Origin of the sequence: Streptomyces lavendofoliae (genome assembly GCF_014649735.1) — a bacterium.
Classification (GTDB): domain Bacteria; phylum Actinomycetota; class Actinomycetes; order Streptomycetales; family Streptomycetaceae; genus Streptomyces; species Streptomyces lavendofoliae.
On sequence record NZ_BMTP01000013.1, the window covers coordinates 222,669 to 248,194 of the forward strand.

Annotated in this window: 21 protein-coding genes; 1 reads left to right on the forward strand and 20 read right to left on the reverse strand. The window is 72.5% G+C overall.

Annotated elements, in window-relative coordinates; translation table 11 throughout:
- The first annotated feature begins 44 nt into the window (after positions 1-44).
- Positions 45-1,292: a cation:proton antiporter gene (locus IE109_RS24175; RefSeq protein WP_189553216.1), complete on the forward strand. Its 1,248-nt coding sequence runs from the start codon at positions 45-47 to the stop codon at positions 1,290-1,292.
- Here the strand turns inward: IE109_RS24175 and IE109_RS24180 are convergent.
- From IE109_RS24180 to IE109_RS24270, 20 genes are all read right to left on the reverse strand, one after another.
- Positions 1,229-2,449, reverse strand: a complete 1,221-nt coding sequence (locus IE109_RS24180) for a cation:proton antiporter (protein WP_189553218.1) — start codon at positions 2,447-2,449, stop codon at positions 1,229-1,231. The genes IE109_RS24175 and IE109_RS24180 overlap by 64 nt on opposite strands.
- A gap of 4 nt (positions 2,450-2,453) precedes the next feature.
- Entirely contained in the window at positions 2,454-2,939 is a 486-nt protein-coding gene (locus IE109_RS24185) for a cation:proton antiporter regulatory subunit (RefSeq protein WP_189553220.1), read from the reverse strand.
- Positions 2,940-2,967: 28 nt separating this feature from the next.
- Positions 2,968-5,154 carry a 1,4-alpha-glucan branching protein GlgB gene (gene glgB / locus IE109_RS24190; RefSeq protein WP_308431388.1) on the reverse strand — a complete coding sequence of 729 codons (2,187 nt, stop codon included), beginning with the start codon at positions 5,152-5,154 and terminating at the stop codon, positions 2,968-2,970.
- Positions 5,151-7,328: an alpha-1,4-glucan--maltose-1-phosphate maltosyltransferase gene (locus IE109_RS33325; RefSeq protein WP_373297767.1), complete on the reverse strand. Its 2,178-nt coding sequence runs from the start codon at positions 7,326-7,328 to the stop codon at positions 5,151-5,153. Before IE109_RS33325 ends, glgB begins: the two co-directional genes overlap by 4 nt.
- A 43-nt stretch (positions 7,329-7,371) precedes the next feature.
- The gene (locus IE109_RS24195; protein ID WP_189553222.1) at positions 7,372-8,142 is read right to left on the reverse strand and encodes a MinD/ParA family ATP-binding protein; all 771 of its coding nucleotides are present in this window, start codon (positions 8,140-8,142) and stop codon (positions 7,372-7,374) included.
- A 21-nt stretch (positions 8,143-8,163) separates the two neighbouring features.
- On the reverse strand, positions 8,164-9,456 hold the full coding sequence (locus IE109_RS24200) for a PP2C family protein-serine/threonine phosphatase (protein ID WP_189553224.1): 1,293 nt from the start codon (positions 9,454-9,456) through the stop codon (positions 8,164-8,166).
- Between the two features lie 6 nt (positions 9,457-9,462).
- A complete protein-coding gene (locus tag IE109_RS24205; RefSeq protein ID WP_189553303.1) occupies positions 9,463-9,888 on the reverse strand; it encodes an ATP-binding protein in 426 nt (141 codons plus the stop codon).
- Positions 9,889-10,505: 617 nt separating this feature from the next.
- On the reverse strand, positions 10,506-10,817 hold the full coding sequence (locus tag IE109_RS24210; RefSeq protein ID WP_189553226.1) for an STAS domain-containing protein: 312 nt from the start codon (positions 10,815-10,817) through the stop codon (positions 10,506-10,508).
- Positions 10,814-12,991, reverse strand: a complete 2,178-nt coding sequence (glgX, locus tag IE109_RS24215; RefSeq protein WP_189553228.1) for a glycogen debranching protein GlgX — start codon at positions 12,989-12,991, stop codon at positions 10,814-10,816. The genes IE109_RS24210 and glgX overlap by 4 nt, the downstream gene beginning before the upstream one ends.
- Positions 12,988-13,329 (reverse strand): STAS domain-containing protein, encoded by a 342-nt coding sequence (locus IE109_RS24220; RefSeq protein ID WP_189553230.1) that lies wholly within the window; start codon positions 13,327-13,329, stop codon positions 12,988-12,990. The genes glgX and IE109_RS24220 overlap by 4 nt, the downstream gene beginning before the upstream one ends.
- Positions 13,326-15,173 carry an AGE family epimerase/isomerase gene (locus tag IE109_RS24225; RefSeq protein WP_189553232.1) on the reverse strand — a complete coding sequence of 616 codons (1,848 nt, stop codon included), beginning with the start codon at positions 15,171-15,173 and terminating at the stop codon, positions 13,326-13,328. Before IE109_RS24225 ends, IE109_RS24220 begins: the two co-directional genes overlap by 4 nt.
- A gap of 5 nt (positions 15,174-15,178) precedes the next feature.
- Entirely contained in the window at positions 15,179-15,787 is a 609-nt protein-coding gene (locus IE109_RS24230) for a DJ-1/PfpI family protein (RefSeq protein ID WP_189553234.1), read from the reverse strand.
- Complete coding sequence (locus IE109_RS24235) at positions 15,771-17,438, reverse strand: thiamine pyrophosphate-binding protein (protein ID WP_189553236.1); 1,668 nt, start codon at positions 17,436-17,438, stop codon at positions 15,771-15,773. The genes IE109_RS24230 and IE109_RS24235 overlap by 17 nt, the downstream gene beginning before the upstream one ends.
- 31 nt (positions 17,439-17,469) lie before the next feature.
- Positions 17,470-18,306 (reverse strand): type 1 glutamine amidotransferase domain-containing protein, encoded by an 837-nt coding sequence (locus IE109_RS24240; RefSeq protein WP_189553238.1) that lies wholly within the window; start codon positions 18,304-18,306, stop codon positions 17,470-17,472.
- 52 nt (positions 18,307-18,358) lie between these two features.
- Entirely contained in the window at positions 18,359-19,063 is a 705-nt protein-coding gene (locus tag IE109_RS24245; protein ID WP_189553240.1) for an EthD domain-containing protein, read from the reverse strand.
- A gap of 136 nt (positions 19,064-19,199) precedes the next feature.
- Positions 19,200-20,138, reverse strand: a complete 939-nt coding sequence (locus IE109_RS24250) for an NAD(P)/FAD-dependent oxidoreductase (RefSeq protein ID WP_189553242.1) — start codon at positions 20,136-20,138, stop codon at positions 19,200-19,202.
- Between the two features lie 5 nt (positions 20,139-20,143).
- Positions 20,144-21,652 (reverse strand): maltokinase N-terminal cap-like domain-containing protein, encoded by a 1,509-nt coding sequence (locus IE109_RS24255; protein ID WP_189553244.1) that lies wholly within the window; start codon positions 21,650-21,652, stop codon positions 20,144-20,146.
- Positions 21,649-22,848, reverse strand: a complete 1,200-nt coding sequence (locus IE109_RS24260; protein WP_189553246.1) for an IS701 family transposase — start codon at positions 22,846-22,848, stop codon at positions 21,649-21,651. Before IE109_RS24260 ends, IE109_RS24255 begins: the two co-directional genes overlap by 4 nt.
- Before the next feature lie 575 nt (positions 22,849-23,423).
- Positions 23,424-24,116: an SDR family oxidoreductase gene (locus IE109_RS24265; protein WP_189553247.1), complete on the reverse strand. Its 693-nt coding sequence runs from the start codon at positions 24,114-24,116 to the stop codon at positions 23,424-23,426.
- A gap of 28 nt (positions 24,117-24,144) precedes the next feature.
- Positions 24,145-25,491 (reverse strand): sugar phosphate nucleotidyltransferase, encoded by a 1,347-nt coding sequence (locus IE109_RS24270; protein WP_189553250.1) that lies wholly within the window; start codon positions 25,489-25,491, stop codon positions 24,145-24,147.
- Between the last annotated feature and the right edge of the window lie 35 nt (positions 25,492-25,526).

Consider the following 25,526-nt stretch of genomic DNA (forward strand, 5'->3'; position numbering starts at 1 on the left):
GGGCGCCCTTCGGCTTCCCCGACCCGACCGAAGGAGCACCCCCGATGACGGACGGCCGGTTCCTGCTGGCCCTCGCGTGCCTGCTGCTGCTCACCCGCACCGCGGGCCGGCTCGCCCGCCGGGCCGGCCAGCCCCCGGTGATCGCGGAGCTGGCCGCCGGGCTGCTGCTCGGGCCGTCCCTGCTCGGCGCGGTCGCCCCCGCCGCACACCGCTTCCTGTTCGGGCCGGACGTCCTGCCCGCCCTGGGCGCCCTCGCCGAACTGGGCCTGGTCCTCTACGCCTTCGGCATCGGCCGCCACCTGGCCGGCCCGGCGGCGGCCAGGGCCGCGGCCCCGGCGGTCACCGCCGTCAGCGCGGCCTCCGTCCTGCTGCCGATGGCGGCCGGAGCGGTGCTGGCGCTCGCCCTGGACGGCGCCCACGCCGGCCCCCGGGCCACCCCCGCGGCCTCCGCCCTGTTCCTGGGCTGCGCCCTGTCCGTCACCGCGCTGCCGGTCCTCGCCCGCATCCTGGACGACGAGGGCCTGACGGCCACCCCGGCGGGCCGTACCAGCCTCGCCGCGGCGGCCGTCGGCGACGCGGTGGCCTGGTGCGTCCTGACCGCCGCGCTGATCGCCTCGGGCAGCCTCGGCGCCCGGCACCTGGCCCTGACGGCCACCGGCCTGGTCGCGGTGGCCGTCCTGCTGCGCGCCCGCCCGGGCCCCACGCGCCGGGGCACCGACCTCGCCCTGACCGTCGCGGGCTGCGCGCTCGCCGCGGCGGCCTCCTCCGCGACCGGGCTCCACCAGCTGCTGGGCGCGCTGCTCTTCGGCTTCGTGTACGGCCGCCACCGTCCGGCCCCGGCCGGCGAGCCGGCCCTGAAGGCGCTCGACACGGTCGCCGCCACCATCCTGCTGCCCTGCTTCTTCCTCGGCTTCGGCCAGCGCCTCGACCTCGGCGCGGCCCCGTGGGACGGCCCGCTCACCGCGGTGCTGCTGCTGGTCGCCGTCCTCACCAAGACGGTGGGATGCGCGGCGGCCGGCGCCCTCGGCGGTCTGCCGCGCCGCGAGTGGCTGCGTGTCGGGGCGCTGATGAACTCCCGGGGACTGACCGAGATCGTCGTCATCTCCGTCGGCCACGAGGCCGGGCTCATCGACCGGGCGCTGCTGATCGCCCTCACCGTCGTCGCCCTGGCCACCACCGCGATGACCGCCCCGGCGCTCCGCCTGGCGGAGCGCCTGGCGGCCCGCCCTCAGTCCGGCACCGGGACCGGCTCGGGCACCGCGTCGACCACCGGCGCCACACCGCGCCGCTGAGCCCGGCGACCCGTCAACCACAGCGCCACCGGCTCGGTGAACCGGGCCGTCACCGGGCCGAGCACGACCAGCAGCAGGACGTACGCCGTCGCCAGCGGCCCCAGCGCCGGCTCGACACCCGCGGTGACCGCGAGGCCCGCGATGACGATGGAGAACTCGCCCCGCGCCACCAGCGCCCCGCCCGCCCGCCACCGCCCCCGCTCGCCGATCCCGGCGCGCCGGGCCGCCCAGTACCCCGTGGCGATCTTCGTCAGGGCGGTGAGCAGCGCCAGGGCCAGCGCGGGCAGCAGCACGGGCGGGATGGTCGACGGGTCCGTACTGAGCCCGAAGAAGACGAAGAAGACGGCGGCGAACAGGTCCCGCAGGGGCATCAGCAGGTGGTGGGTGTTCTCGGCGACCTCCCCGGACAGCGCGATGCCCACCAGGAACGCGCCCACCGCCGCCGACACCTGGAGCTCCTGGGCGAAGCCGGACACCAGCAGCGTCAGGCCCAGGACGACCAGCAGCAGCTTCTCCGGGTCGTCGCTGGAGATGAACCGCGAGATGTGCCGCCCGTAGCGGACCGCGACGACCAGCACCACACCGACCGCGCCCAGCGCGATCGCCAGGGTCACCCCGCCCGCCGCCCAGCCGGCGCCGGCGAGCAGCGTCGTCAGGATGGGCAGGTACACGGCCATCGCCAGGTCCTCCAGGACCAGCACGCTCAGGATGGCGGGCGTCTCGCGGTTGCCGATCCGCCCCAGGTCGCCCAGCACCTTGGCGATCACCCCGGACGACGACACCCAGGTCACCCCGGCCAGCACCACCGCGGCCACCGGGCCCCAGCCCATCAGCACCGCGACGGCCGCACCCGGCACGGCGTTGAGCACGAAGTCCACCGCCCCGGCCGGGGCGTGCGTCCTCAGATGTCCGACCAGGTCACCGGCCGTGTACTCCAGCCCCAGCATCAACAGCAGCAGTACGACCCCGATCTCGGCGCCGATCTCGATGAACTCCTCGCTGCCGCCCAGCGGGACGACCCCGCCGTGCCCGAAGACCAGCCCGGCCAGCAGGTACAGCGGGATGGGGGAGAAGCGCACCCGGGCGGCGAACCGGCCGAGCAGCCCGAGCGCCAGGACGACCGCGCCGAACTCGATCAGGAAGACAGCGGAATGCACGGCGTCACTTCCGATCCAGGATGGCGTGTGCCGCGTCCACGCCCTCGCGCGTGCCGACGACGATGATCGTGTCCCCGCCGCGGAGCCGGAACTCCGGCCCCGGGGAGGGGATCGGGTGCGCGCGGCGCATCACGGCGACGATCGACGCGCCCGTCGCCGTCCGCATCCTCGTCTCGCCCAGCCGCCGGCCGTTCCAGTACGAGTCGCCGGTCACCGTGACCCGCTCCGCCAGCAGCCCGAAGTCGCTGGTGTGCAGCAGGTTCGGGTTGTTGTGGCCGGGCAGCAGCGCCTCGGTCAGGGTGAGCGCCTCCGCGCCGGTCAGCCGCATGGACAGGCCGCACGAGTCGGGGTCGTCGTCATGGTGGACGTTGAGGGTGCGGGTGCCGTCGCGGTGGGCGACGACCGACAGGGTGTCGTGCCGCCGGGTGGTGAGCTCGTACTGCACGCCGATCCCGGGCAGCGGGGTGGTCCTCAGTCGCGGTGCGGGCATGGCGGGTGGCCTCCCTCTCCAGTCGTTGTCAGCTGTGCGGGCGGAGCCAGACGGCGCCGAGCGGCGGCAGGGTGAGCTCCGCGCTCGCGGGCAGCCCCTGCCAGGGCACGTCCTCCGCCCGGACCGGCCCCGGGTGGGTGACGCCGCTGCCGCCGTACGCCGCCGCGTCGGTGCTCAGCACCTCGGTCCAGTCGCCCGCCCGCGGCAGGCCCACCCGGAAGCCGGGGCGCGTGGCGGGCTGGAAGTTGAAGACGCACACCAGCGGCCCGCCCGGCTCCCCGTACCGCACGAACGCGTACACGTTGTCCTGCGCGGCGTCCGCCTCGATCCAGCGGAACCCCTCCGGCCGGGTGTCCCGGCTCCACAGCGCCGGGTCGGCGAGGTAGTGCCGGTTGAGGTCGCGCACCAGGTCGCGGACGCCGGCGTGGGGGGCGTACCCGGTCAGCGACCAGTCCGGGCCCCGGTCGTGGGACCACTCGCTGTCCTGGGCGAACTCCTGCCCCATGAACAGCAGGTGCTTGCCGGGGAAGGCCCACATCCACGCCAGGTAGGCGCGCAGGTTCGCGAACCGCTGCCACCGGTCGCCGGGCATCTTGCCGAGCAGCGACCCCTTGCCGTGCACCACCTCGTCGTGGCTGACCGGCAGCAGGTGGTTCTCGGCGTACGCGTACATCATCGCGAACGTCATCGCGTGGTGGTGGTACTGCCGGTGCACGGGGTCGTTGGCCATGTACGACAGCGAGTCGTGCATCCAGCCCATGTTCCACTTGAGGTCGAAGCCCAGTCCGCCGCGGTCGGTGGAGCGGGTCACCCCGTCCCAGGCCGTCGACTCCTCGGCGACGGTGACGACCCCGGGGCAGCGGCGCTGCACGGTGGCGTTCACTTCCTGGAGGAACTCGACCGCTTCGAGGTTCTCCCGCCCGCCGTAGGCGTTGGGCAGCCACTCGCCGTCCGGCCGGGAGTAGTCCAGGTAGAGCATGGAGGCGACGGCGTCCACGCGTATCCCGTCGACGTGGAACTCCTCGCACCAGTACACGGCGTTGGCGACCAGGAAGTTGCGCACCTCCGCGCGCCCGTAGTCGAAGACGAGCGTCCCCCAGTCGGGGTGCTCGCCCCGGCGCGGATCGGGGTGCTCGTACAGCGGGGTGCCGTCGAACCGGGCGAGCGCCCAGTCGTCCTTCGGGAAGTGCGCGGGCACCCAGTCCACGATCACCCCGATGCCCGCCGCGTGCAGCCGGTCCACCAGGTACCGGAAGTCGTCGGGGGAGCCGAGCCTCGCCATCGGCGCGTAGTAGGACGTCACCTGGTAGCCCCACGAGCCGCCGAAGGGGTGCTCGGCGGGCGGCAGGAACTCCACGTGGGTGAAGCCCAGCCCCTTCAGGTAGGCGGGCAGCTCCCGGGCCAGCTCGCGGTAGCCGAGGCCGGGCCGCCAGGAGGGCAGGTGCAGTTCGTACACGCTCATCGGCGCCTCGGTGGCGGGCCGCTCGCCGCGGCGGCGCATCCAGTCGCCGTCGCCCCATCGGTACGCCGAGGAGTGGACGACCGACGCGGTGCCGGGCGCCGCCTCGGCCGACGAGGCGAGCGGGTCGGCCTTCTGGATCCAGCGGCCGTCCGGGGTGAGGATCTCGTACTTGTAGCGGCAGCCCGGCTCCACGCCCGGCACGAACAGCTCCCACACCCCACTGGCCCCGAGCGACCGCATCGGATGGGCGGCGCCGTCCCAGTGGTTGAGGTCGCCGACCAGGCGTACGGCCCGGGCGCCGGGCGCCCACACCGCGAAGGCGGTGCCACGCGCCCGGCCGTGCCCGGACTCGTGCTCGCGGACGTTCGCCCCGAGGACCCGCCACAGCTGCTCGTGGCGGCCCTCCCGGATCAGGTGCAGGTCGAGTTCGCCGAGCGTGGGGAGGTAGCGGTAGGGGTCGTCGTACGTGAACAGGGTGTCGCCGTAGGCCGCGGCGACCCGGTAGTCCGGTACGTCGCGGCCGGGCAGCGTGCCGGAGAAGACGCCCCCGCCCTCGTGGACCAGCCCGGCGAGCGTCCCGCCGGCCGGGTCGGTGAGCGTCACGGCGTCGGCCAGCGGGCGCAGCACCCGCACCGTCACGCCGGCGGGCCCCGGGTGGGGGCCGAGGAGCGCGTGCGGGTCGCTGACCTCGCCGCTGGTGAGGCGCTTGAGGTCGGTGGCGGGCAGGTGGGTGTCGGCCTTCTCGCGGTTCACGACGCGCTGTCCCCGTTCGTGAGGATGTGGGCGACCTGCCGGCGCGGGTCGAGACGTACGTAGTTGCTGCGGCCCCAGGTGTAGGTGGCGCCGTCGCCGGAGAGCTCGTCGCGGACGGTGAAGGTGCCGGTGCGGTCCAGCCCGAGCGCGGGCAGGTCCAGCGAGACGGTCGTCTCCCGGACGCCGTGCGGGTCGAGGTTGAGCACCACGAGGACCCAGTCGTCCCCGTGCCGCTTGGAGAAGCAGACCACCGCGTCGTCGTCGGCGCGGTGGAAGCGCAGGTTGCGCAGCTGCCGCAGGGCCGGGTGGGCGCGGCGCACCTCGTTGAGGGTGCGCAGCAGGGGCGCCAGCGAGGTGCCCGCCGCCTCCTCGGCGGCCCAGTCACGCGGCCGGTACTGGTACTTCTCCGAGTCCAGGTACTCCTCGCTGCCGGGGCCGGCGGCCACGTTCTCGCACAGCTCGAACCCCGCGTAGACACCCCAGGTGGGGGACGCCATGGCGGCGAGGACCGCCCGTACCTCGAAGGCGGGCCGGCCGCCGTACTGGAGGTAGGCGTGCAGGATGTCCGGGGTGTTCACGAACAGGTTGGGGCGCAGGTGGGCGGCGCTCTCCTCGCCGCCGAGCCCGGCCAGCTCGGACAGGTACGACTCGACCTCGTCCTTGGAGTTGCGCCAGGTGAAGTACGTGTACGACTGGTGGAAGCCGACGCGTGCCAGCGCGTGCAGCATCGCCGGGCGGGTGAACGCCTCGGCGAGGAACAGGACGTCGGGGTCGGTGGCGTGGACCGCCTCGATCAGCCGCTCCCAGAACGCCACCGGCTTGGTGTGCGGGTTGTCGACCCGGAAGATCCGCACCCCGTGCGCCATCCAGTGGCGCAGGATCCGCAGGCACTCCGCGTGCAGCCCCTCGGGGTCGGTGTCGAAGTGGACGGGGTAGATGTCCTGGTACTTCTTGGGCGGGTTCTCGGCGTACGCGATCGAGCCGTCGATCCGGTGCCGGAACCACTCCGGGTGCTCCGTCACCCACGGGTGGTCGGGCGAGCACTGGAGGGCGAAGTCCAGGGCGACCTCCAGGCCCAGCTCGCGCGCCCGGCCGACGAAGGCGTCGAAGTCGTCGAGGGTGCCGAGGTCGGGGTGGACCGCGTCGTGGCCCCCCTCGGCCGAGCCGATCGCCCAGGGGGAGCCCGGGTCGTACGGGCCCGGCGTGAGCGTGTTGCCGGCGCCCTTGCGGTGGGAGGTGCCGATGGGGTGGACCGGCGGGAGGTACACCACGTCGAAGCCCATCGCCGCCACCGCGTCCAGCCGGTGCGCCGCCGTGCGGAAGGTGCCCGACCTGGGCGGTTCCAGGTGCCCGTCGGGACCCGGTTCCGTGGGGACGACCGCGCCCTCGGAGCGCGGGAAGAACTCGTACCAGGAGCCGTACAGGGCGCGTTCGCGGTCTACCCGCAGCGGCAGCTCGCCCGACGAGGTCACCAGCTCGCGCGGCGGGCGCGCCGCGAGCAGGCCGGTCACCACGGGGGCGAGGGCCGCGGCGTGGCGCTCCGCCACGGGCAGGGAGGCGTCCCGCAGGCGGGCGGCGGCGTCCGTCAGGGGGGTGCCCTCGCCGGCGGGGAACGCCCCGGCGGCCCGCTCCAGCAGGGCGGCGCCCTCCTGGAGGACCAGCTCCACGTCGATGCCCGCCGGGATCTTCACCTCCGCGGTGTGGCGCCAGGTCGCCACCGGGTCGGCCCAGGCCTCCACGCGGTACGTCCAGTCGCCCTCGCGGTCCGCCGACACGGGCGCGGCGTAGCGGTCGGTGCCGGGTGCCGTCAGCCGCATGGGCGTCCACGGTCCCGGCTCCCCGTCGGGGCCGGTCAGCACCACGTTGGCGGCCACCGCGTCGTGCCCCTCCCGGAACACGGTGGCGCTCACCTCGAACACCTCGCCCGGCACGGCGCGGGCGGGGCGCCGCCCGCCGTCGACGCGGGGCCGTACGTCCACCACCGGGATGCGCCCGACGGTGGGCGCGAAGGTCCGGGGCGCCGCCGCGGGGGCGGCCGGGGCGGCTCCGCCGGTGGCGCCCGCGGTCTCGTTCGCCGGGGCCGCGGGGCCGGCCGCCGTCGTCCCGCCGGGCGCCGTGCCGGTCCGGCGGGCCGGGCCGCCGGCCGCCTCGCGCTGTCTCGTCCTGCCCTGCATCGTCATGCCTCCTGGAAGAGCACCTGGAAAAAAGAAGAGGGGGTCACCCGCGGCGTATCGCGGTGGTGCCGTTGCTCACGGCGGAGATGATCCGGCGGTAGCCGGTCACCAGCGGGTGGTGCGGGTACGCCGGGCTGAACAGCCGCTCACCGGCGAGGGACGCCATCTCCGGCGCGTACGGCAGGACGGCCGTGATCTCGGTGGCGTACGCGGACTCGACCTCCGCGCGCATCCGGTCGTCGACCACGCCGTCGGGCACCATGCTGAGCGCCACGCTCACCCGTACGCAGCCGAGCCGGCCCGCCAGTGCCATGGTCTCGGCGGCGCCCGCGAGGTCGAGCCGGTCGGCCCGGGTGACGATCACCAGCGCGTCGGAGCTGGCCATCGCCGTCACCGTCTCGTTGTTGAACCCGGCGTGGGTGTCGAGGAGCAGCACGTCGAGGGCCAGCAGGTCGATCAGCCGGTCGAAGCCCTCGCGCAGCAGCCCCACGTCGTAGCCGCGCCCCATGATCTCGTTGATGCCGGCCGCCCCGCTCCTGGCCGGCACCAGGAAGACACCGTCGTGGCCCACGTCCGCCCGGCAGGGGTAGGCCGCGTCCTCGATCTCGCAGTGGCCGACCAGGTAGTCCGCGAGCGAGCGGCGGGCGGACGGCACGGTGTCACCGAACATCAGGTCCAGGGCGGGCGTCTGGATGTCCGTGTCCACGAGCGCGACCCGGTGGCCCCCGGAGGCCAGGAGCAACGCGAGGTTCGCGGCCGTGCTGGACTTCCCCGTACCCCCTCGGTAGGAGTGCACGGTGATGATCTGCGACATGATCCCATCCGGTGTATCGGTCTAGTGGTCGTCCTGGCCGTGGTCCCGGCGCGGGACCCGTCTGCCGTCCCGTCGCTCTCCGGGCAGCCGCCAGTGGACGGCCATCATGGTGATGTCGTCCGACTGCTCGGACGGGCCGACGAACTCGCTCAGCACCCCGTCCATGTGGTCCAGCAGTTCCTCCCCGCGCACCGCCGCCCGCGCCAGCTCCGTGAGCAGCTGGTCGTCCCCGAAGAACCGCCCCGACATCGAGCGGGCCTCGGTCACCCCGTCGGTGTAGACGAACAGGGTGTCGCCGGGACCGATCTGGGCGTACCCGAGCGAGAAGGTGCCGTCGGGGATGACCCCGACGGCGGGCCCGGTGGGTTCGAGCAGCACCGGGTCCTTGCCCTCGCCGCTCACCAGCACGGGCGGGTTGTGGCCGCCGTTGATGTAGACCAGGTTGCCGGTGAGCGGGTCCAGGACGCCGAAGAACATGGTGGCGAAGTAGCCCTGCCGGATGTGGTTCCTGGTCAGGTAGTTGTTGGTGCCCACCACGGCGTTGAGCAGCGGGGTGGCCCCGACCACCGGGATGGCCCGGCTCTGCTCGCGCCAGCCGGCGTCCTCGCCCAGCAGGTCGGCGGCGATCAGGCTCTGCAGTCCGCTCTGCTCGGCGGTGTGCCGCAACAGGCTGCGGATGAGCGCCATGAACAGCGCGGCGCCGACGCCCTTGTCGCAGACGTCGGCCACGACCAGCGCGAGGCGGCGGTTGTTGACCAGCTCGAACACGTCGTAGAAGTCGCCGGCGACGGTCCGGGCGGGCCGGAAGCGGACGTTGATCTCCCAGCCGTCGGGGTTCGGGAGCGACTCGGGCAGGAAACCCATCTGGATCTCCCGCCCGATCTCCAGCTCCCGCTCGTAGCTGAGCAGTTCGGCGCGGGCGGTGACGTCCTCCATGGTCCGGCTGAAGTTGGCCCGCTCGTGGCAGTCGCGCAGCCGGGCCCGTACGAGGTCCGGGTAGAACGGCGGCACCAGGTAGTCCGAGCCGGCGTGGATGTGGCTGCCCAGCAGGTGCAGGTCGTGCTCCGCGAACGCCACGACGGTCGGCCGCTGCCCCTCGTCGTCGAGGCGGCGCGCCACCGCGCGGACGGTGTGCGGCGACAGGCCCGCGTACGCCAGCAGCACCTCGGTGGTGGGCAGTTGGCCGTGCTGGACGACCAGCACGTCGGCCGGCGTCCGGATGCGCACCACGGCGCCCACGCTGTCCAGGGCCTTCAGCAGCTCCGGCGGCGCGCTGCGGTGCTCGTCCAGGAGCAGCACATTGGTCTGGAGCATGTCACCTCATCCCGTCCCGGGGCCGGCGGCCGTGGCCGGGCGGCGCATCACGAGCGTGCTCACATTGCGGCCGGCGACCAGCTCGTACTCGAAGGAGTCGACCGCCGTGAAGGCGAGGAAGACCCCGAGCCCGCCGATCTGCCGCTCGGCGAGCGGCACGTCGAGCACCGGGGCGCGCATGCCCTGGCGCGGGTCGAAGGCCGGGGCGTCGTCCTCGAAGCGCACCCAGACCTGGTCGGGGTCGATGCCGCCGTCCACGGAGATCTCGCCCGCGGTGCCCCGGTAGCCGTGCATGACGATGTTGGTCGCCAGTTCGTCGGCGGCCAGCCGCAGCCGGTACAGGGAGCTCTCCGGAAGCGCGGCCCGCGCCCCGAGGCCCAGCACGAACTCGGCAACCCGGTCCAGGCACGCCAGCCGCGCGGGGATCCGCAGCGCGTCCGGCGCCCCGGGGGACCACGGCGCGGCCCCGGCACGCCGCGCCCCACCGGGGCGGGCGCCCGCGCCGTCCGGGGCCCCGCCGGGCCCGGTACCCGGCGCCCGTGCGGTCTCCGGTGCCGGTCCCGGATCGGTCTCCGGTGCCGGTCCGGTTTCCGGTCGGGTCTCCGGTCTCGGTCGGGTCTCCGGTCTCGGTCCCGCTTCCGGTCCGGGTCCGGTCTCCGGTGCCGGTATCGGTCCGGGGCCGGTCTCCGGTGCCGGTATCGGTCTCGGTCCCGGTATCGGTCCGGATCCCGCTGGTCCCGGTACTGGTCCGGGTACCGGTTCCGGGCGCGGGCCGCGGGAGGCCCCGCCCGCTCCCGGGCCGCCGGGGCCGCCCGAAGCGTGCGACGCGCCCGCCGCACCGGGCCCGCCCGGCACCCCCGGCGCGCGGACGGCCGGCGCGCGGCCGACGGCGGCCCCCGCGACGGCGGCCGGCGCACCGGCACCCGTACCGCCCGGCACGCCGGCACCGCTGGGGGCGGCACCGCCCGGCGCGGCCGGGGCGAGGGATCCGGCGGACGTGCCGGACGGCGACGTGGCGCCGGAGTCGAGGCGCATGTCTCCCCGCCCCCTCAGGCGTCGATCAGGTCGATGCTGTGGTCGAACCCGGCCAGCCTGATCGTGTGGGCGACCGGTTCCGTGGCACCGACGATGGCGATCCTGACGTCGTCGCCCATCTTCTGGCGGGCGAACACCAGCGACCGCAGCCCCGCGCTGGACATGTACTCCAGCTTCTCGGCCCTGATCACCAGCTCGATCGACCCGGCCGCCGCGGCCTCGTCGATCGTGTCGTGGAAGCGGCCGGCGCTGGACGCGTCCAGCTCGCCGACGAGCTCTATCGTCGCCACCCGCTCGTTGAGCCTCAGCCTCACGTCGAACGTCACGGTGCCATCTCCTTCTGCGTCGCTTGCGTCGTGGATACCGCGCGGCCCACGAGGATCACCGCCGAGTGCGGGCCCAGGTGGTAGCGCCCGGGGTGCTCCAGCAGCGGCTCGCGGCCGAGCGGATGCATGCCGTACGGCATCAGGGCCCCCGTGTCGGCGAACAGGTGCCAGGCCTGGCCGTCGGGGAGCTGCGGGAGCTCCATGTCGTGAGGCTCCCAGTGGGCGTTGACGGCGACGTACACGTGGTCGTCGGGCACCCCGCCCTTGGCGTGCCGGCCGCACCGCATCAGGGCGACGACCCGGCAGTGGTCCGCCCAGTCGGGGTGCCAGGCGCGCACTCCGTGCCAGCTGACGTCCGGGTAGCCGCTGCCCATCGAGTCGACGCCGCGCGGGTGCTCGGTGTTGCGCAGCACCGGGTGCGCGTGCCGGAACGCGATCAGGCCGCGGGTGAACTCCAGCAGCTCGGCGTTGGCCTCCACCAGGCCCCAGTCGAACCACGACAGCTCGTTGTCCTGGCAGTACGTGTTGTTGTTGCCGAGCTGGGTGCGGCCCACCTCGTCGCCGGCCAGGATCATGGGGACACCCTGGCTGGTGAGCAGGATCGCCAGCAGGTTCTTCATCTGGCGCATCCGCAGGTCCCGCACGTGCGGGGAGGCGCTGGGGCCCTCCTCGCCGCAGTTCCAGCTGTAGTTGTCGTTGGCGCCGTCGCCGTTGCCCTCGCCGTTGGCCTCGTTGTGCTTGTCGTTGTACGAGACGAGGTCGTTGAGGGTGAACCCGTCGTGCGCGGTGATGAAGTTGACGGACGCGGCGGCCCCGCGGCCCTGGTACAGGTCGGGGGAGCCCGCCATCCGGGTGGCCAGCTCGCCGGCCATGCCAGGCTCGCCCTTGACGAACCTGCGCACCGCGTCGCGGTACTTGCCGTTCCACTCCGACCAGCGGCCGTAGTTGGGGAAGTGCCCGACCTGGTACAGCCCGGCCGCGTCCCAGGCTTCGGCGATCAGCTTGGTGTGCCGCAGGATCGGGTCGTACGCGAGCTGCTCCAGCAGCGGCGGGTTGGGCAGCGGGGTGCCGTCCGGGGCGCGGTCGAGGATGGCCGCCAGGTCGAAGCGGAACCCGTCGATGTGGTACTCGGCGACCCAGTGGCGCAGGCAGCCCAGCACGAAGTCCCGCACCACCGGGTGGTTGCAGTTGACGGTGTTCCCGGTGCCGCTGAAGTTGTAGTACTGCCCGTCCGGGGTGAGCATGTAGTACGTGGCGTTGTCGAGCCCGCGGAACGAGATCGTCGGCCCGTACTCGTTGCCCTCGGCGGTGTGGTTGAACACCACGTCGAGGACGACCTCGATGCCCGCCCGGTGCAGCTCCCTCACCAGCGACTTGAACTCGTCGGCCTGCATGCCGAACCGGCCCGTCGCCGCGTAGCCGGCCTTCGGGGCGAAGAAGGAGACGGTGTTGTACCCCCAGTAGTTGTGCAGCCGCTCGCCGGTGACCGGGTTGGTGCGCGGGTTGTCCAGCTCGTCGAACTCGAAGACCGGCAGCAGCTCGACGCAGTTGACGCCGAGCTCCCGCAGGTACGGGATCTTCTCCCGCAGCCCCGCGTACGTCCCCGGCGCCGTCACCCCCGACGAGGGGTGCCGGGTGAAGCCGCGCACGTGCGTCTCGTAGATGACGAGGTCCTCGGTGGGGATCCGCAGCGGGGTGTCGTCGCCCCAGTCGAAGTCGTCGTTCACCACCTGGGCGCGGTAGGGGTAGACGTCGTTCCAGTCGGGCTCGCGCCCCCACACGTCCCGGCCCGAGACGAGCCGGGCGTACGGGTCGCTGAGCACCCGGCGGGCGTCGAACCGGTCGCCGGTCACCGGGTCGAACGGCCCGTCGGCGCGGAAGCCGTACTCCAGGTTCTCGACGTCCAGCCCGAACACCGTCATCGCGTACACGCTGCCGGTGCGGAACTCCGCCGGGAAGGGCAGCTCCGCGGCCGGCTCGGGCGCGCCGCGCTCGAAGAGCACCAGGCTCATCGAGGTGGCGCGGTCCGAGTACACCGAGAAGTTGACGCCGCCCGGCACCGGGGTCGCCCCGTACGGGAAGGGCCTCCCGGCCCGTACCCGGTAGCCGGCGATCCGGTGCGTGGGGTACGCGTCGACGCGCTCGCGGGTCTCCGTCAGGTCCTGGGGGCTCATCGCGCCGCCCGCTCCAGCTCGGAGTCGACGTCCTCGCCGATCCGGAAGAAGTCCAGGAAGCCGGTGGCGTTCATGACGAAGGTGACCTCCTCCGACAGACCGACGAGGGTGATCCGCGCGTTCAGCTGCTGGGCGCGGCGGTGCACGATGAGCAGGGTGCGCAGCCCGGCGCTGGAGACGTAGGACACCCCGGTGAGGTCGACCAGGACGTCGGAGCCCTGCCGGATGAAGGGCAGGAGCTGCGCCTGGAGGCCCCCGGAAGTGGTGCTGTTGATCTCGCCGTCGAGGGCGATGACGGTGATGTCGCCCTCGGAGCGCGAGTTGACCTTGACGGTCATCCGGCCACCTCCGTCCGGGCCCTCGGGGCCAGCCGGACCCTGACCTTCACCCGGCCGGACGTCTCGGGGAGCGTCACGGTCAGGGCGCCGGCGTCGAAGTCGGTGTGCGGCTCGCCCTCGATCTCGACGGACTCGATCCGCACCGAGCCGGGCGGCAGCAGGTCGGGAGCGACCCGCAGCAGCCGGCCGTCCAGGTCGGACGGGTCGGGCTTGAACCAGAAGTCCATGGCCTTGCCGCCGACCAGCAGGTTGTTGTAGACGGCCGCCAGATAGCACAGCTCCGCCGAGTGGTACATGCTCATCGAGTGGCTGCCCTTGAGCCGCTCGACGCCCAGCAGGTACGGCAGGCCGCTGGCGAGGGTGTTGAAGTAGACGGCGCCCTCGTCGTGGTCGAGGAAGAAGGCGTTGTAGAAGGACTGGGCGTCGCGGGCCTCGTCGCGGAAGTCCTCCCGTCCGGTGATGCCGTGCAGGATGAGGTACGCGAGGATCGCCTGCTCCTGCTGCCACCAGGCCTTGCGGTCGTGCCAGGCGAAGCGGAAGTGCTCCTCGCCGTCGTGCTTGATCCGCTCGACCACGTCGTACCAGCCGCCGCGCTGGCGGTCGGCGCCGACGTCCGGCATGGTCTCGCCGATGGAGGCGGCCATGTCCAGGTACTCGGCCTTGGGCCGGAGGCTGTGCATCCGCATCAGGTTCCAGGCGATCTTCAGGTTGTGGCCGACGACCGCCCGGTTCTGCTGCCAGCCGTGGGTGGTGTCGTGCGACCAGTCCTGGTGGAACCGCTCCTGGACGAACGGGCTGTTCTTCGGGTCGGGGAACCGCTCGACGATGGTGTCGAACGTGTACTCCAGCATGTCGGCGTAACGTTTCTCGCCCGTCGCCAGGTACAGGTTGATCAGGTAGGCGGGGGCGTGATCGCCGACCGAGTTCCAGTTCTTGCGGGCCTTGTTCGGGCCGAGGGACTCGTGGTGCGGGCTCAGCAGGATCGGGTCGATGTGCGAGAAGTACCCGCCGTGCTCCGGGTCCAGGTAGAACCGGTCGAACAGCCGGAGGGTGGCGTCGGCGTCATTCCTGATCCGCGGGTCCCCGGTGATCCGGTACGTCTGGACCGGCCCGGCGAGCGCGTAGATCTGCTCGTACGCCGGCAGCGCGTCGTAGTCGTCGGAGAACTCCGAGGTGAACAGCTTCTTCTCGATGTCGCCGTCGATGGACAGCCCGTGGTACCAGTACACGACGTTCTCGTCGGTGTCGACGAACCGCATGTGCTCGCGCAGGTACTCGGTGCCGCGCTCGGCGACCTCCAGGTACTCGTCCTCACCGGTCAGCAGGAAGGCCGACGCCATGCCGTACACCAGCCGGGAGATCGTGTCGGTCTCCTGGACGTGGCTGGCGGTCTTCTCCCCGCCGAGCCGGATCTCGGTGCGGTACTGCCCGAAGTCGACCGGCCCGTCGCCGAACTGCGCCTTGCGGTAGAACGCGGCGATCTCCTTGATCTGCCGGACCCACCAGCCCGCCTCCTCGAAGCGGAAGTCGTCGCCCTGCCGGCCCACGAAGATCAGCCGCTTGGCCTCGAACCGCAGCCGCTCCTCGGTGGGGTAGAACACGCCGTACGCCAGGACGAACGTGCCCTCCTGGAGCATGTCGTCGATGTGCCCCGAGGCGTCCTGGTACGGCTCGCCCAGGTTGTGCAGCAGCTCGGCGCTCGGGCCGCCGTCCAGGGATATCCGGAACTCCGTGCCGGCCGGGGTGATCACGCTCACCACCCGGGCGTCGCGGTCGAATCCGGTGACCCGGCCCGCGATGGTGTCGGAGAACGTGAAGTTCACGGTGTCGGAAGTGGTGGACATGGCATTCACGCCCCTCGCAGCACGAGCTCGTCGATGATGGTCCTGGCGAACAGATGGCAGTGGTCGCCCGTCCGCGCGGTCACCAGGTCCCCGTCCACGACGACGTCCTGGTCCACGTAGTTGGCGCCCATGTTGCGCACGTCGCCGATGAGGTTGTTGTGGCAGACCACCTTGCGGCCGCGCACCACGTACGGGATCGACGCGGCCAGCCACATGCCGTGGCAGATGATCCCCTTGACCACGCCCGACCGGGCGAACGCCCGGCGCAGCAGATCGGTGGCCGGCGCCAGCCGCTCGATGTCCTCGGTGTAGCGCAGCCGGTCCGCGACCATGCCGGACGGCACGATCAGCGCGCTGTACTCGCGCAGCCGCCGGTCGTCCAGGTCCTCCAGGCTGCGGGTCACGGTCAGCGGCGCACGGTACTCGTGGCCGGTGAAGGTGATGGACCTGTTTCCCCACAGCCGGGTGAGGAAGTCGACGCGGGCGCCCTCCTCGGCGAACCGGCGCTGGTAGTAGGCGATCTCGGGCTCGTAGAAGTCGCTCTCCGTGAGGACCGCGATCCTCCGGCCGGTGAGCACACCGTCGCGCGACGGTGTCTCAGCTGTGCCGGCCATGGCTCCCCCCTTCGGTTGTTCCCTCGGTGGTCCGCAGGTCGACGAGGAACGGCTTGTCGTCGCCGAACATCCGCTTGACCGCGTACGCCACCTGCTCGTGGTCGTCGACCCGCAGCGCCTCGACGCCGAACCCCTCGGCGAGCCGGGTGAAGCCGAGGTCGGGGCGGGACAGGTCGAACGGCGTCGGGTGGGCGTGCTCGGGGATGTCCCGCTCCCGCCAGTACTGCTCGATGTTGAGGTCGAGCAGCTTGTAGCTGCGGTTGTTGCAGATCACGAACTTGGCGCCGATGTCGTGCCGGACCGCCGTGTACAGCGCCTGGAAGGTGTACATCGACCCGCCGTCGCCGGTGAAGCCGATCACCGTCTTGTCGGGGTGGGCGAGCTTGATGCCCAGCGCCCCGGGGATGCCCACGCCCAGCGACCCGCCGCGCGTGGAGAACCAGTGGCCCGGCAGCCGCCCCGGCAGGTACGCGTTGAGCGGCCCGGCCGCCGTCAGCGCCTCGTCGAAGACCATCAGGTCCTCCGGCGCCTGCCCGGCCAGCTCCCGCAGGAAGTGGTGCAGCAGTGAACCGTCGTCCTGCGGCCCGTCCGGCTGCTCACGGCGGCGCGCCTCCAGCCGCCCCGACGCCAGCGCCCGGTCCTCGGCCGACAGCCGGCCGTCCAGTTCGGTGGCGAGCGCGGCCAGGGTCGCCTTGGGGTCGGCGACCAGCCCGAGCGTGACGGGGTGGTTCTTGGCGATCTCGTACCCGTCGAGATCGATGTGGACGATCCTGGCGTCCTCCCGGAACGGGTTGTCCAGCACCGGGAACACCTCGCCGAAGACGTACGTGCCGACGATCAGCACCGCGTCCGCGTCCCGCACCGCCGCCCGGCTGACCTCGCCGAACATATGGCCGAGCTGGCCCCGGTAGAGCGGGTGCCGGGCGTCCAGGTTCACCTCGGAGAAGTCCATGCCCCACACGTCGGCGCCCAGCTGCTCCGCCACCCGGACCAGCTCCGCCTGCCCGCCGGACGCCGAGACGCCGTCGCCCACGATGACGATCGGCCTCTCGGCGCCGGCCAGCAGTCGCGCCGCCTGCTCCACCAGGGAGGGCACCGGCAGCGCCCGGGTCTCCAGGAACGTGCTGGGGACGACCGGCTCGGTGTTGACCGCGTCCAGGACGTCCATCGGAAGGGAGACGAAGACGGGGCCGCGCGGCGGCGTCATCGCGATCTTCATGGCCCGCCGCAGCACCCGCAGCACCGAGTGCGGGTCGGTGACCCGGGTCGCGTACTTGGTGACGGGCTCCGCCATGGCGACCAGGTCGGCCGCCATCTGCGCGTCCATCGCGTCGTACTTGACCCCGGCCTCGCCGGCGATCACCAGGAGCGGCGAGTGGCCTCGCTTGGCCTGGTAGAGCATGCCGATCGCGTTGCCGAGGCCGACGCCGCTGTGCAGCTGGAGCAGCGCCGGGCGGCCGGTGGCCCGGGCGTACCCGTCGGCGATGCCGGCGGCGACCGTCTCCTGCAGGGTCAGGATGTACTGGAGACCGTCGTACTCCTCCAGCGCGTCCAGGAATCCCTGCTCGACCGTCCCTGGATTGCCGAACATATAAGGAATTCCATCGGCGAGGAATTGCTCGATGATCGCCGCTTTACCCTGCCTGGCCATGTCTTCCTTCTCTCGTCGGTCAACCGTTGGATTACCAGCCGAAGCGGCGCAGCCCGTCCTCGAGGACTTCGACGATCTTTTCGCCGGTGAGGTACGAGTCCGGGGTCGAACGCCCGGTGATGAACGGGTAGTCCACGATCACCGACGTTTCCTTGCCGAAATTGCCGTGGTATCGGCCGTCGGGGCCGGTGGCGTCACGCAGGATGTACTCCAGCGGATACGGCGGCGGACCCATGACGAAATCGGTGCCGAGGAAACCGGTCCCGTCCTTGTAGTCGTACTCCTTGCAGTGCCCGGTGACGTGCTTGCCCCAGATGATCGACTTGCGGTCCTCCCAGTCGCGGGCGAACGCGAGCGGGGCGACGCCGTAGCACTCGGCGGCGATCGGCTTTCCGGCGCGCAGGAAGGACAGGATGATCTGGTGCACCCGCTCGTTGTTGGCCAGGTCCACGATCGGGCCGGAGCCGCCGACGATCAGCAGCGCGTCGTACTCCTCCAGCTCCTGGGCGACCAGGTCCACGGCACGGTGGTAGGCCTCCAGCTTGCGCAGGTAGTCCTCGTCCGCGGTGTAGGGGCGCTCCGGCACCCAGCCGGAGATGTCGATCGGGTCGGCCAGGCGGTCCGACTCGTCGACCTGCCGGGTGAGCTTGGCGACCTCCTCGGACGTCACCGACTTGCCCAGCGGCGGGTCGATGTACGTGGGGTCCATGCTCGGCGGGAGCGCGTGCGGCTGCTTGCCGGTGGGGGTGGCGAACACGACCTCGTAACCACGCTGGTCGAAGTGGTGCAGCGGCCCGACGAGCTCCTCGCCCCAGTAGCCGTACTCCGACAGAATCACGAGGATCTTCTTGGCGTTCCTTCTGGCCACGCCTGCTCCTTCGGTAATCGGTGGGGTGGATCAGCGGCGCGTCACCGGCGCGTCAGCGGGCCTCGGGGCCGATGATCCAGTTCTCCTTCACGGCGAGGGAGAACACGTACTTCGGGTCGGCCACCTCGTCGCGGGCGGCGGCCACCTGGCCGGTGAAGTACGGCGAGCGCAGCGCCTCCTTCAGGGCCTCGACGTCGTCGAACCACAGCTGCTCGACGCTGTCGAAGCCGGCCTCGCCGAAGACGTAGGCGCCGTCCACGGTGTGCGCGTGCAGGTAGCGGCGCAGGCCCGGCGTGGCGCCGACGACCGAGGCGTAGCCGCCGAGCGTCCGCTTGCGGTACTCCTCCAGGCCGAGGCCCGGGCGGCGCTTCATCAGGACGGTGAGCTTCACCCAGTCCTGGCCCTTGGCGAGCGCGGGGCCGGGGATGACCTCGTACGCCGTGGTGTCGACGACGATCGTCTGCCAGAACGCCGCCCAGTTGGGCTCGTCGAGGCGGGCGCCCTGGAGGAACTCCTCCGTCTGGAGCGAGGCGAGCTGCTCCTCGCCGTCGGCCAGCCAGATCTCCGCGATGCCCTGGTGGGGCAGGGCCGGCGTGCCGAAATCGGCACCGGTCTCCACACGGGTGTCGACCAGGTACTTGCGGATCTGCGGAATCTTCGCGGCGTACTTCACGGCGTGGACGTCCACCCAGTAGTCCTGGAACTCCTGGGCGGTCATTCCCGGCTTGGGCGCCGCCAGAATGAACTGATGAATCATGGGGAAGTCTCCTTTTCGGCCCCGCGCGGCATCGCGCATGGAAATGCCACATTTCCGGGACGGTGCTCCGCCATCATTGGCGGCCGTCCGTACGGGCGGCAAAGAACCTCCGCCGACTTCCTGAACTGAGGTTCGGTCAGTCGGCTTTGAGTTCCGGTGGATGGAGGAAGTAATGCGCGGCGGACGCCGCCTGCGCCCCCTCGTGGACCGCCGCGGCCACCTGGTGGGAATGCAGGGAGGTGACGTCCCCGGCCGCGTACACCCCGGGTACGGAGGTCTTCTGCTCGGAGTCGACCACGACGTAGCCGGCGTCGTTGAGCGTCACGCCGAGGGCGCGGGCGAGCGCGGTCTCGGGGGTCGCGCCCTGGAGGGAGAACAGGGCGTCGAGCCCGAGCCGGCGTCCGCCCCGGGTGAGGACGGCGCGCAGCCGGCCGTCCGCCCCCTCGACCTCCCCGATCCGGTCGTGGACCACCTCGATCCCGGCGCCGGCCAGCCTGCGCCGGAACGTTTCACTGATGTCGTCGCGGCGGCTGTTGGTCAGCAGCCGCACCCGGTCGGTCAGCGCGTGCAGCTGCATCGCCTCGCCGGCGGCGGCGTCGGTGTGGCCGACGACGAGGATGTCGCGGCCCCGGTTCTCGTACCCGTCGCAGGTGATGCACCAGAACATCGACCGCCCCACGTACGCCTGCCAGTCGGGGAAGTGCGGGAAGTGGTCCAGCACCCCGGTCGCCAGCAGCACCGTGCGCGCCTGCCACCGGTGCCCCTGCGAGCGGAGTGTGAACCCGCCGGCCGCGTCCCCCTCGACGGCGGTGACCAGGTGGTGGACGACGCGCGCGTTGTCGTACCGGGCGAGCTGCTCGACGGCCAGCCTGCGCAGCTCGACGGTGGCGATGCCGCCGGGGAAGCCCAGGTAGTTGTGGTTGACCTGATGGTGCGTGGAGCGGCCGTGACCGGTGTCGAACACCAGCACCCGGCGGTTGTAGCGCGCCAGGTAGACGGCCGCCGACAGCCCCGCGGGCCCGCCGCCCACCACGGCGGCGTCGACCCGGTCCGGCCCGGGCGGGGACACGTCCACGCCGCTCACCCCACCGGGCGGTGGCGACCCGCCAGGCGGCGCACCGCGGCCATCGGGATGGACAGCCACTCGGGCCGGTTGTGGGCCTCGTACACCGCTTCGTACACCGCCTTGTCCGCCTCGAAGGCCCGCAGCAGCACCGGCCGGCCGCGCGGGTCCGTCCCGCCCCCGGCGGTGTAACCCGCGCAGAACGCGCCCCGGTTGTGCACCGCCCACGCCGAGGCCCGGCGGGCGAGCCGGGTGCCGTGCACGTTCTGCGGCGACTGTTCGCCCGGCGGTACGCCGAGGACGTCGGCCAGCGCGTGGTGCGCGGCGTAGTCGAAGGACCGCAGCATGGAGGCGATGTCGCGCAGCGCGGGCTGGAGCCGCCGCCGCTCGGCCTCCGGCTGTCCCGGCTCGCCCTCGAAGTCGATCACGACCCAGCCGTCGGCCCCGCGAAGCGTCTGGCCCAGGTGCAGGTCCCCGTGCACGCGCTGGACCAGCAGGGGGGTGTTGCCCCGCTTGGCGACCTCGCCGAGGTCCTGGTGCACCGCCCGCAGCTGCCGGGCGAACGGCAGCAGGGCCGGCACCTGGTCCACCGCCGCCTCCAGCCGCCGGGTCAGCGCGTCCACGAGTCCGTCGACCTGTTCCGGGCCGAGCACCCGGGTCGGCAACTGCTCGGCGAGCGCCGCGTGCACCCGGGCGGTGGCCCGCCCGAGGGCGTAGGCCTCCTCGGCGAAGCCGCCGAGCGGGGCGACGCTCTCGCACTCGCCGACCACGCAGGCGCGGGCCTCGGCGACGGCGACCGCCCAGCCGTCGCCCCGGTTGGGCACGAACTCCTGGAGGACGGCGAGCGTGATCCCGCCCCCGGGCGCCGACGCCGACGTCCGCACCCAGCCGAGCGGCGCCGCGCTCGGCACGTCACCGGCGCGACGCAGGGCGGCCAGCATCTCCACCTCGGCGTTGGGCCCGGGGACGACGTGCCGCAGCACCTTCAGCATCATCCGGCCGCCGAACGCGATGGAGGTGTTGGACTGCTCGGCGGTGAGCACCGACGCCGGCAGCCCGGTGGGTATGTCCGCGCCGGGCAGCCGGTGGAACTCCACCGGGCCCGCCCGGTCCGCCACCGCGCCGGCCGCCGGGCCCGCGCCGGCCGCCGGGCTGCTCACCGCGTCCATCGCGGGGCCGGCCGCCGCGATCAGGCCGAGGAGCCGCCCCATCAGCTCGGGGTCGCCGGTCGCCTCGTACAGCAGCGCCCCGCCGCTGGGCCCGATCACCGCGTCGCCGAGCCCCACCGGCACGGCGGGGCGTTCGCCGACCAGCAACTGGTACCACTCGTCGTACTCGGTGCGCACGACGACCAGCAGCAGCCGCGGGCCGTCGGCGCACAGGGTCTCGACGAGGACGGGCTCCACGTCGGGGGCGGCCCGGTCCTTGCCGCCGAACCAGCGCTGCCGGGCCAGCCAGCCGGGCAGCAGGCGGTGCAGATCGGCGGCGATCCGGCCGGTCTCGGTCACGTCCGGGGACACGGTCATGCGGCGGACACCTTCGCGCTACGGGGGACGGAGGACTCGGGGGCGGGGCCACGGTCGGCCCGGGACAGCATGGTGATCGCGTGCGCGAGGGACACCATGGTCATGTGGTGGTGCCAGCCCCGGAAGGAACGCCCCTCGAAGTCGCGCAGCCCGAGCCGGTCGCTCACCTCCGCCTGGTCGCGCTCCACGCGCCGGCCGAGCATCGCGGTGCGGTACACCGTCCCGAGCCGTGGCCGGGACAGGTTGGACAGCCAGTACTCGCTGGGGGTGCGCCGTCCCGGCTTGCCCCACGCCCCGAGCAGGACCAGGTCCTGCCGGCCGTCCCGGCCGCCGCCGGGGGAGCGCAGCCGTACGCGGGCGGAGCCGACGGAGGTGGCGCGGACGGCCCCGGTGCGGTGGTCGAGCCACTCGACGGGCATGCGGTTGCGGCTGAGCGCCCCGGTGAGGCCGCCGTCCGGGTCGGCCGCCGAGACGTGGGCGGGGGACCGGTCGGCGGGCCGTAACGGCTCGACGAGCGTGTGCGACTTGGCCGGATCCACCCGTACGACGAACGGGACCTGTCGGTCCATCAGCTCGGCGCACAGCGGGAACGGCGCGGTGTCGCGCAGGTCCATCACCACGGGGCGGGCGGGCATGTTCCACTCCTCGGTCATCCGGACGACCGAGCCGATCGCGCACTGCTCCGGCGGGCAGGACCCGACGTGCTCCGGAATGGAGGCGCGGCGCCGCATCTCGGGTTCGTCGGTCCAGCACTCGGGCAGCGCCAGCCACCAGTCGACGGGCGTGCTGAACCGGTCGGAGGCCAGCCAAAGTCCCATGCCCTGCTGGCAGTTGACGATCCGGCCCAGTTGCGCCACGAACTGCCGCTCGACGCCGACGGAGTGCTGGCCCACCTTGGTGATCACCAGCGGCCGCACCACCCAGGCGCGCGGTTCGGTGCGCAGGTGGAGGTGGCGGGCCATTTCCCGTCGTACCGGAACGCAGTCCCACGGTGACTTCGTGATGAATTGGTACAGGCTCTGTTCCACACCGCCTCCCGCGTGGGTGGCGAGGGCCCGCATCGTCTTCTTGCCGTCCACCGAGAGGAGGCCCCGCACATACAGTTCGCCCCAGCGGCGTTGGTCGCTCCGGGGAATGGAAGCGAGTGTCCGCGTGAGGAACTCGGTGAATATTGCGGGGGAATGATCCTCGGGCATATTCAGGTCTTCCACGACCGTTACCCAGCTCTCTCCACAGAAGTCTACGTCGGTCCGGGGCAAATCGGCCAGCCGGTTTTTTCCTGTCATTCCGGGAGCGCGGAAGCGAATGGGTACGCGCACGCGAATCCGCCATCCGGAAACCGGTGTGCGGACCCCGTATTCCGGTACACCGGAAAGGGGACCCGGTCCGCAAAGACCGGTCCGGAAACACCGCTCCCGATATACCGCCCCCGATTACCGCCCCCGATTACCGGTCCCGATACACCGCCCCTGCTATACCGCCCCCGCTGTACCGGTCCCGAAGCGTCGGGCCCGGAAGACCGGCACCGGAACCCCGGCAGGGGCGGCCCCGGCCACGGGAGGCACCGGCACGGGAAGCCGGCCGGAAGCGGACACCGGGGCCGGCCGGCACGCGGACGCGTCGTCACGGCATCCGCGTGTCACCGGCCCCGGGTCCGGCCCCGTCGCTCCGGGGGACGTGGGCGACGGGGGTGAGGACGGGGCGGGGGATGGGGTGGGCCCGCCCTCGTCGGTCCTCGGTGCGCCCGGACGGGCACACCACCGGCCGCTGCCTAGCGGCTCCGCTCCAGCTGCCGGTCGGCGCCGAGCCGGGCGAACAGCGGCGCCCAGTCGGTCGGCGTCTCGCCCAGCTCGTTGTACATCTCGAAGGTGCGGCCCGCGGCGGCCGGCGAGGACAGCGCCTGGACGCACGCCTCGGCCACCGCCGTGCGCGACACCCAGCCGTCGCCCCGGTCGCCCTGTTCCAGCCGCACCCGGTTGCCCGCGAAGCCCTCGTCCGTCAGCCAGCTGGGGCGTACGACGGTGTACGGAAGCCCCGACTCGCGCACGGCGTCCTCACCGCGCAGCCGCCAGTCCAGGAGCCTGCCGTACGCGTTCATGGGGTGCTCGCGCCGCGTCACGAAGATCTGGCTGACCAGTACGAAGTGCGGCCGTTCGCCGTGCTCCGTGGCCGCGGCCAGCACATTGCGCACGCCGTCGTACATGGTCGTCTCGGGGCTGTCGGGCCCGGAGTCGGCCGTACCCGGCTCGACGCTGAACACCACACCGGCGCAGCCGCGCAGCGCGGTGGCCAGCGAGTCGGCGTACCGCACGTCGGCGCGGTGCTCCTCCACTCCGAGCGGCAGCCGGCCGCGTTCGGGATGCCGGCTCACCACCCGTACCCGGGTGCCTTCTTGAAGCAGGCGGCGGGTCACCAGACTGCCCAGCCGGCCCGCGCCTCCGATTACCGCAATGGGACTCCGCATGGTCCCCTCCAGGAGTGATCCGCCGCCGCTACACCCAGTTGAGGATGTCGTCGGCGCTCTTGAGTTCCGTTTCCGCGGGCACCCCGGTCATCGCGGGCACCCTGAGCCGCGGGTAGACGCTCACCCCGCAGAACCGTGACCCCGGCCAGAGCATGGCGCCGTCGCCGATGGCCGAGAAACGTTCGAGCCGTGCCGGCCGGGTCCGCTCCGAGCAGACCTCGGCCATGGGTCCTATGTAGGAGTCCTCTATCTCGGCGTACGCGCCGACGACGGCGGACTCACCGACGGCCGACCGGACCACCGTGGCGCCCTCGCGGACCTCGGCCCCGTCGCCGATGTCCGCGTGATCGAGCCGCACGCCGGGTCCGATCTCCACCTCACGGCCGATCCTGACGCCCGGTCCGACCACCACCGAGCCCTCGTCGATCTTCTGGGCGAGGGTGGTGCCGGTGACGTCGTCCTTCGTCCGCAGGCTGCTCTCGTGGATCCAGCAGCGCGGTGAGGCGACGTCGGGGCGCCGCATCAGCCGGTTCATCTGCTCGTACGCGCCGTCGAGCACGAGCCCCAGGGTGTGCAGATAGTCCGGTACGTTGCCCAGGTCGCCGAGCCGCCCGATGGAGTGGGCCGCCACCGGCAGGCCGCGGGCGGCGAGCCACGGCAGCAGGTCCTGGCCCCAGTCGAGCCGCTGGTAGCTCTGCCGGAACAGTTCCGGCTCACGGGCGAGCAGCCGCAGCCGGGCGCAGTCCACCAGGTACATCCCCGCGTTGGTGGGGAGGGTGACGTCCGCGTCCACCGTGGTGCGTGGGAACAGCTCCCCGAGCCGGGTCCGGTCGGGCTTCTCGACGAAGCCCTGGACCAGCCCGTCGTCGTCGGTGCGCATCACCCCGTACTTGCCCGCGATCTCGTCGGCCGTGCGCCGCACGGCGGCCACGGTCACCAGCGCGCCGCGCTCGGCGTGCGCCGCCTCCATCGACTCCAGGTCGAAGTCGAAGAGGGAGTCGACCGGGAGCACCAGGGCACGGCCCTGGAGGTCCCACTGTTCGAGGTTGTGCAGCGTGGCACCGGCCGAGCCGACGTTGTACCGGTCGAAGCGCGAGCGGGAGTAGGTGACATCGACGCCGTAGCGCTCGCCGTGGCCGAGCAGGAGCTTGATCTGGGTACGGTTCTCCAGGCCATGGGTCACCACGTAGAAGCGGCGGATGCCCTGCTCGCGGCAGGCGTCCACCACCCACTCCACCAGGCGGCGCCCGGCGAACGGGATCAGTGCCTTGCTGCGGATGTGGTCCGGGGACTTGAGCGTGATGGGCTTGGCCCGCTCGCCCCGGCCGCCGGCGAGGAGTATGCCGACCGTTTCCCCGTTCCTGTCCGTACTCATCCAGCGCCCCCCTCGAATCGGGCGAATCAGCGACG

Coding starts and splice junctions, on each gene's coding strand:
- IE109_RS24245 (WP_189553240.1), bottom strand. CDS start 19,063: ATGATTCATCAGTTCATTCTGGCGGCGCCCAAGCCGGGAATGACCGCC.
- IE109_RS24255 (WP_189553244.1), bottom strand. CDS start 21,652: ATGACCGTGTCCCCGGACGTGACCGAGACCGGCCGGATCGCCGCCGAT.
- IE109_RS24200 (WP_189553224.1), bottom strand. CDS start 9,456: ATGCTCCAGACCAATGTGCTGCTCCTGGACGAGCACCGCAGCGCGCCG.
- IE109_RS24230 (WP_189553234.1), bottom strand. CDS start 15,787: ATGGCCGGCACAGCTGAGACACCGTCGCGCGACGGTGTGCTCACCGGC.
- IE109_RS33325 (WP_373297767.1), bottom strand. CDS start 7,328: ATGCAGGGCAGGACGAGACAGCGCGAGGCGGCCGGCGGCCCGGCCCGC.
- glgX (WP_189553228.1), bottom strand. CDS start 12,991: ATGAGCCCCCAGGACCTGACGGAGACCCGCGAGCGCGTCGACGCGTAC.
- IE109_RS24185 (WP_189553220.1), bottom strand. CDS start 2,939: ATGCCCGCACCGCGACTGAGGACCACCCCGCTGCCCGGGATCGGCGTG.
- IE109_RS24235 (WP_189553236.1), bottom strand. CDS start 17,438: ATGGCCAGGCAGGGTAAAGCGGCGATCATCGAGCAATTCCTCGCCGAT.
- IE109_RS24225 (WP_189553232.1), bottom strand. CDS start 15,173: ATGTCCACCACTTCCGACACCGTGAACTTCACGTTCTCCGACACCATC.
- IE109_RS24220 (WP_189553230.1), bottom strand. CDS start 13,329: ATGACCGTCAAGGTCAACTCGCGCTCCGAGGGCGACATCACCGTCATC.
- IE109_RS24265 (WP_189553247.1), bottom strand. CDS start 24,116: ATGCGGAGTCCCATTGCGGTAATCGGAGGCGCGGGCCGGCTGGGCAGT.
- IE109_RS24260 (WP_189553246.1), bottom strand. CDS start 22,848: ATGCCCGAGGATCATTCCCCCGCAATATTCACCGAGTTCCTCACGCGG.
- IE109_RS24270 (WP_189553250.1), bottom strand. CDS start 25,491: ATGAGTACGGACAGGAACGGGGAAACGGTCGGCATACTCCTCGCCGGC.
- IE109_RS24175 (WP_189553216.1), top strand. CDS start 45: ATGACGGACGGCCGGTTCCTGCTGGCCCTCGCGTGCCTGCTGCTGCTC.
- IE109_RS24195 (WP_189553222.1), bottom strand. CDS start 8,142: ATGTCGCAGATCATCACCGTGCACTCCTACCGAGGGGGTACGGGGAAG.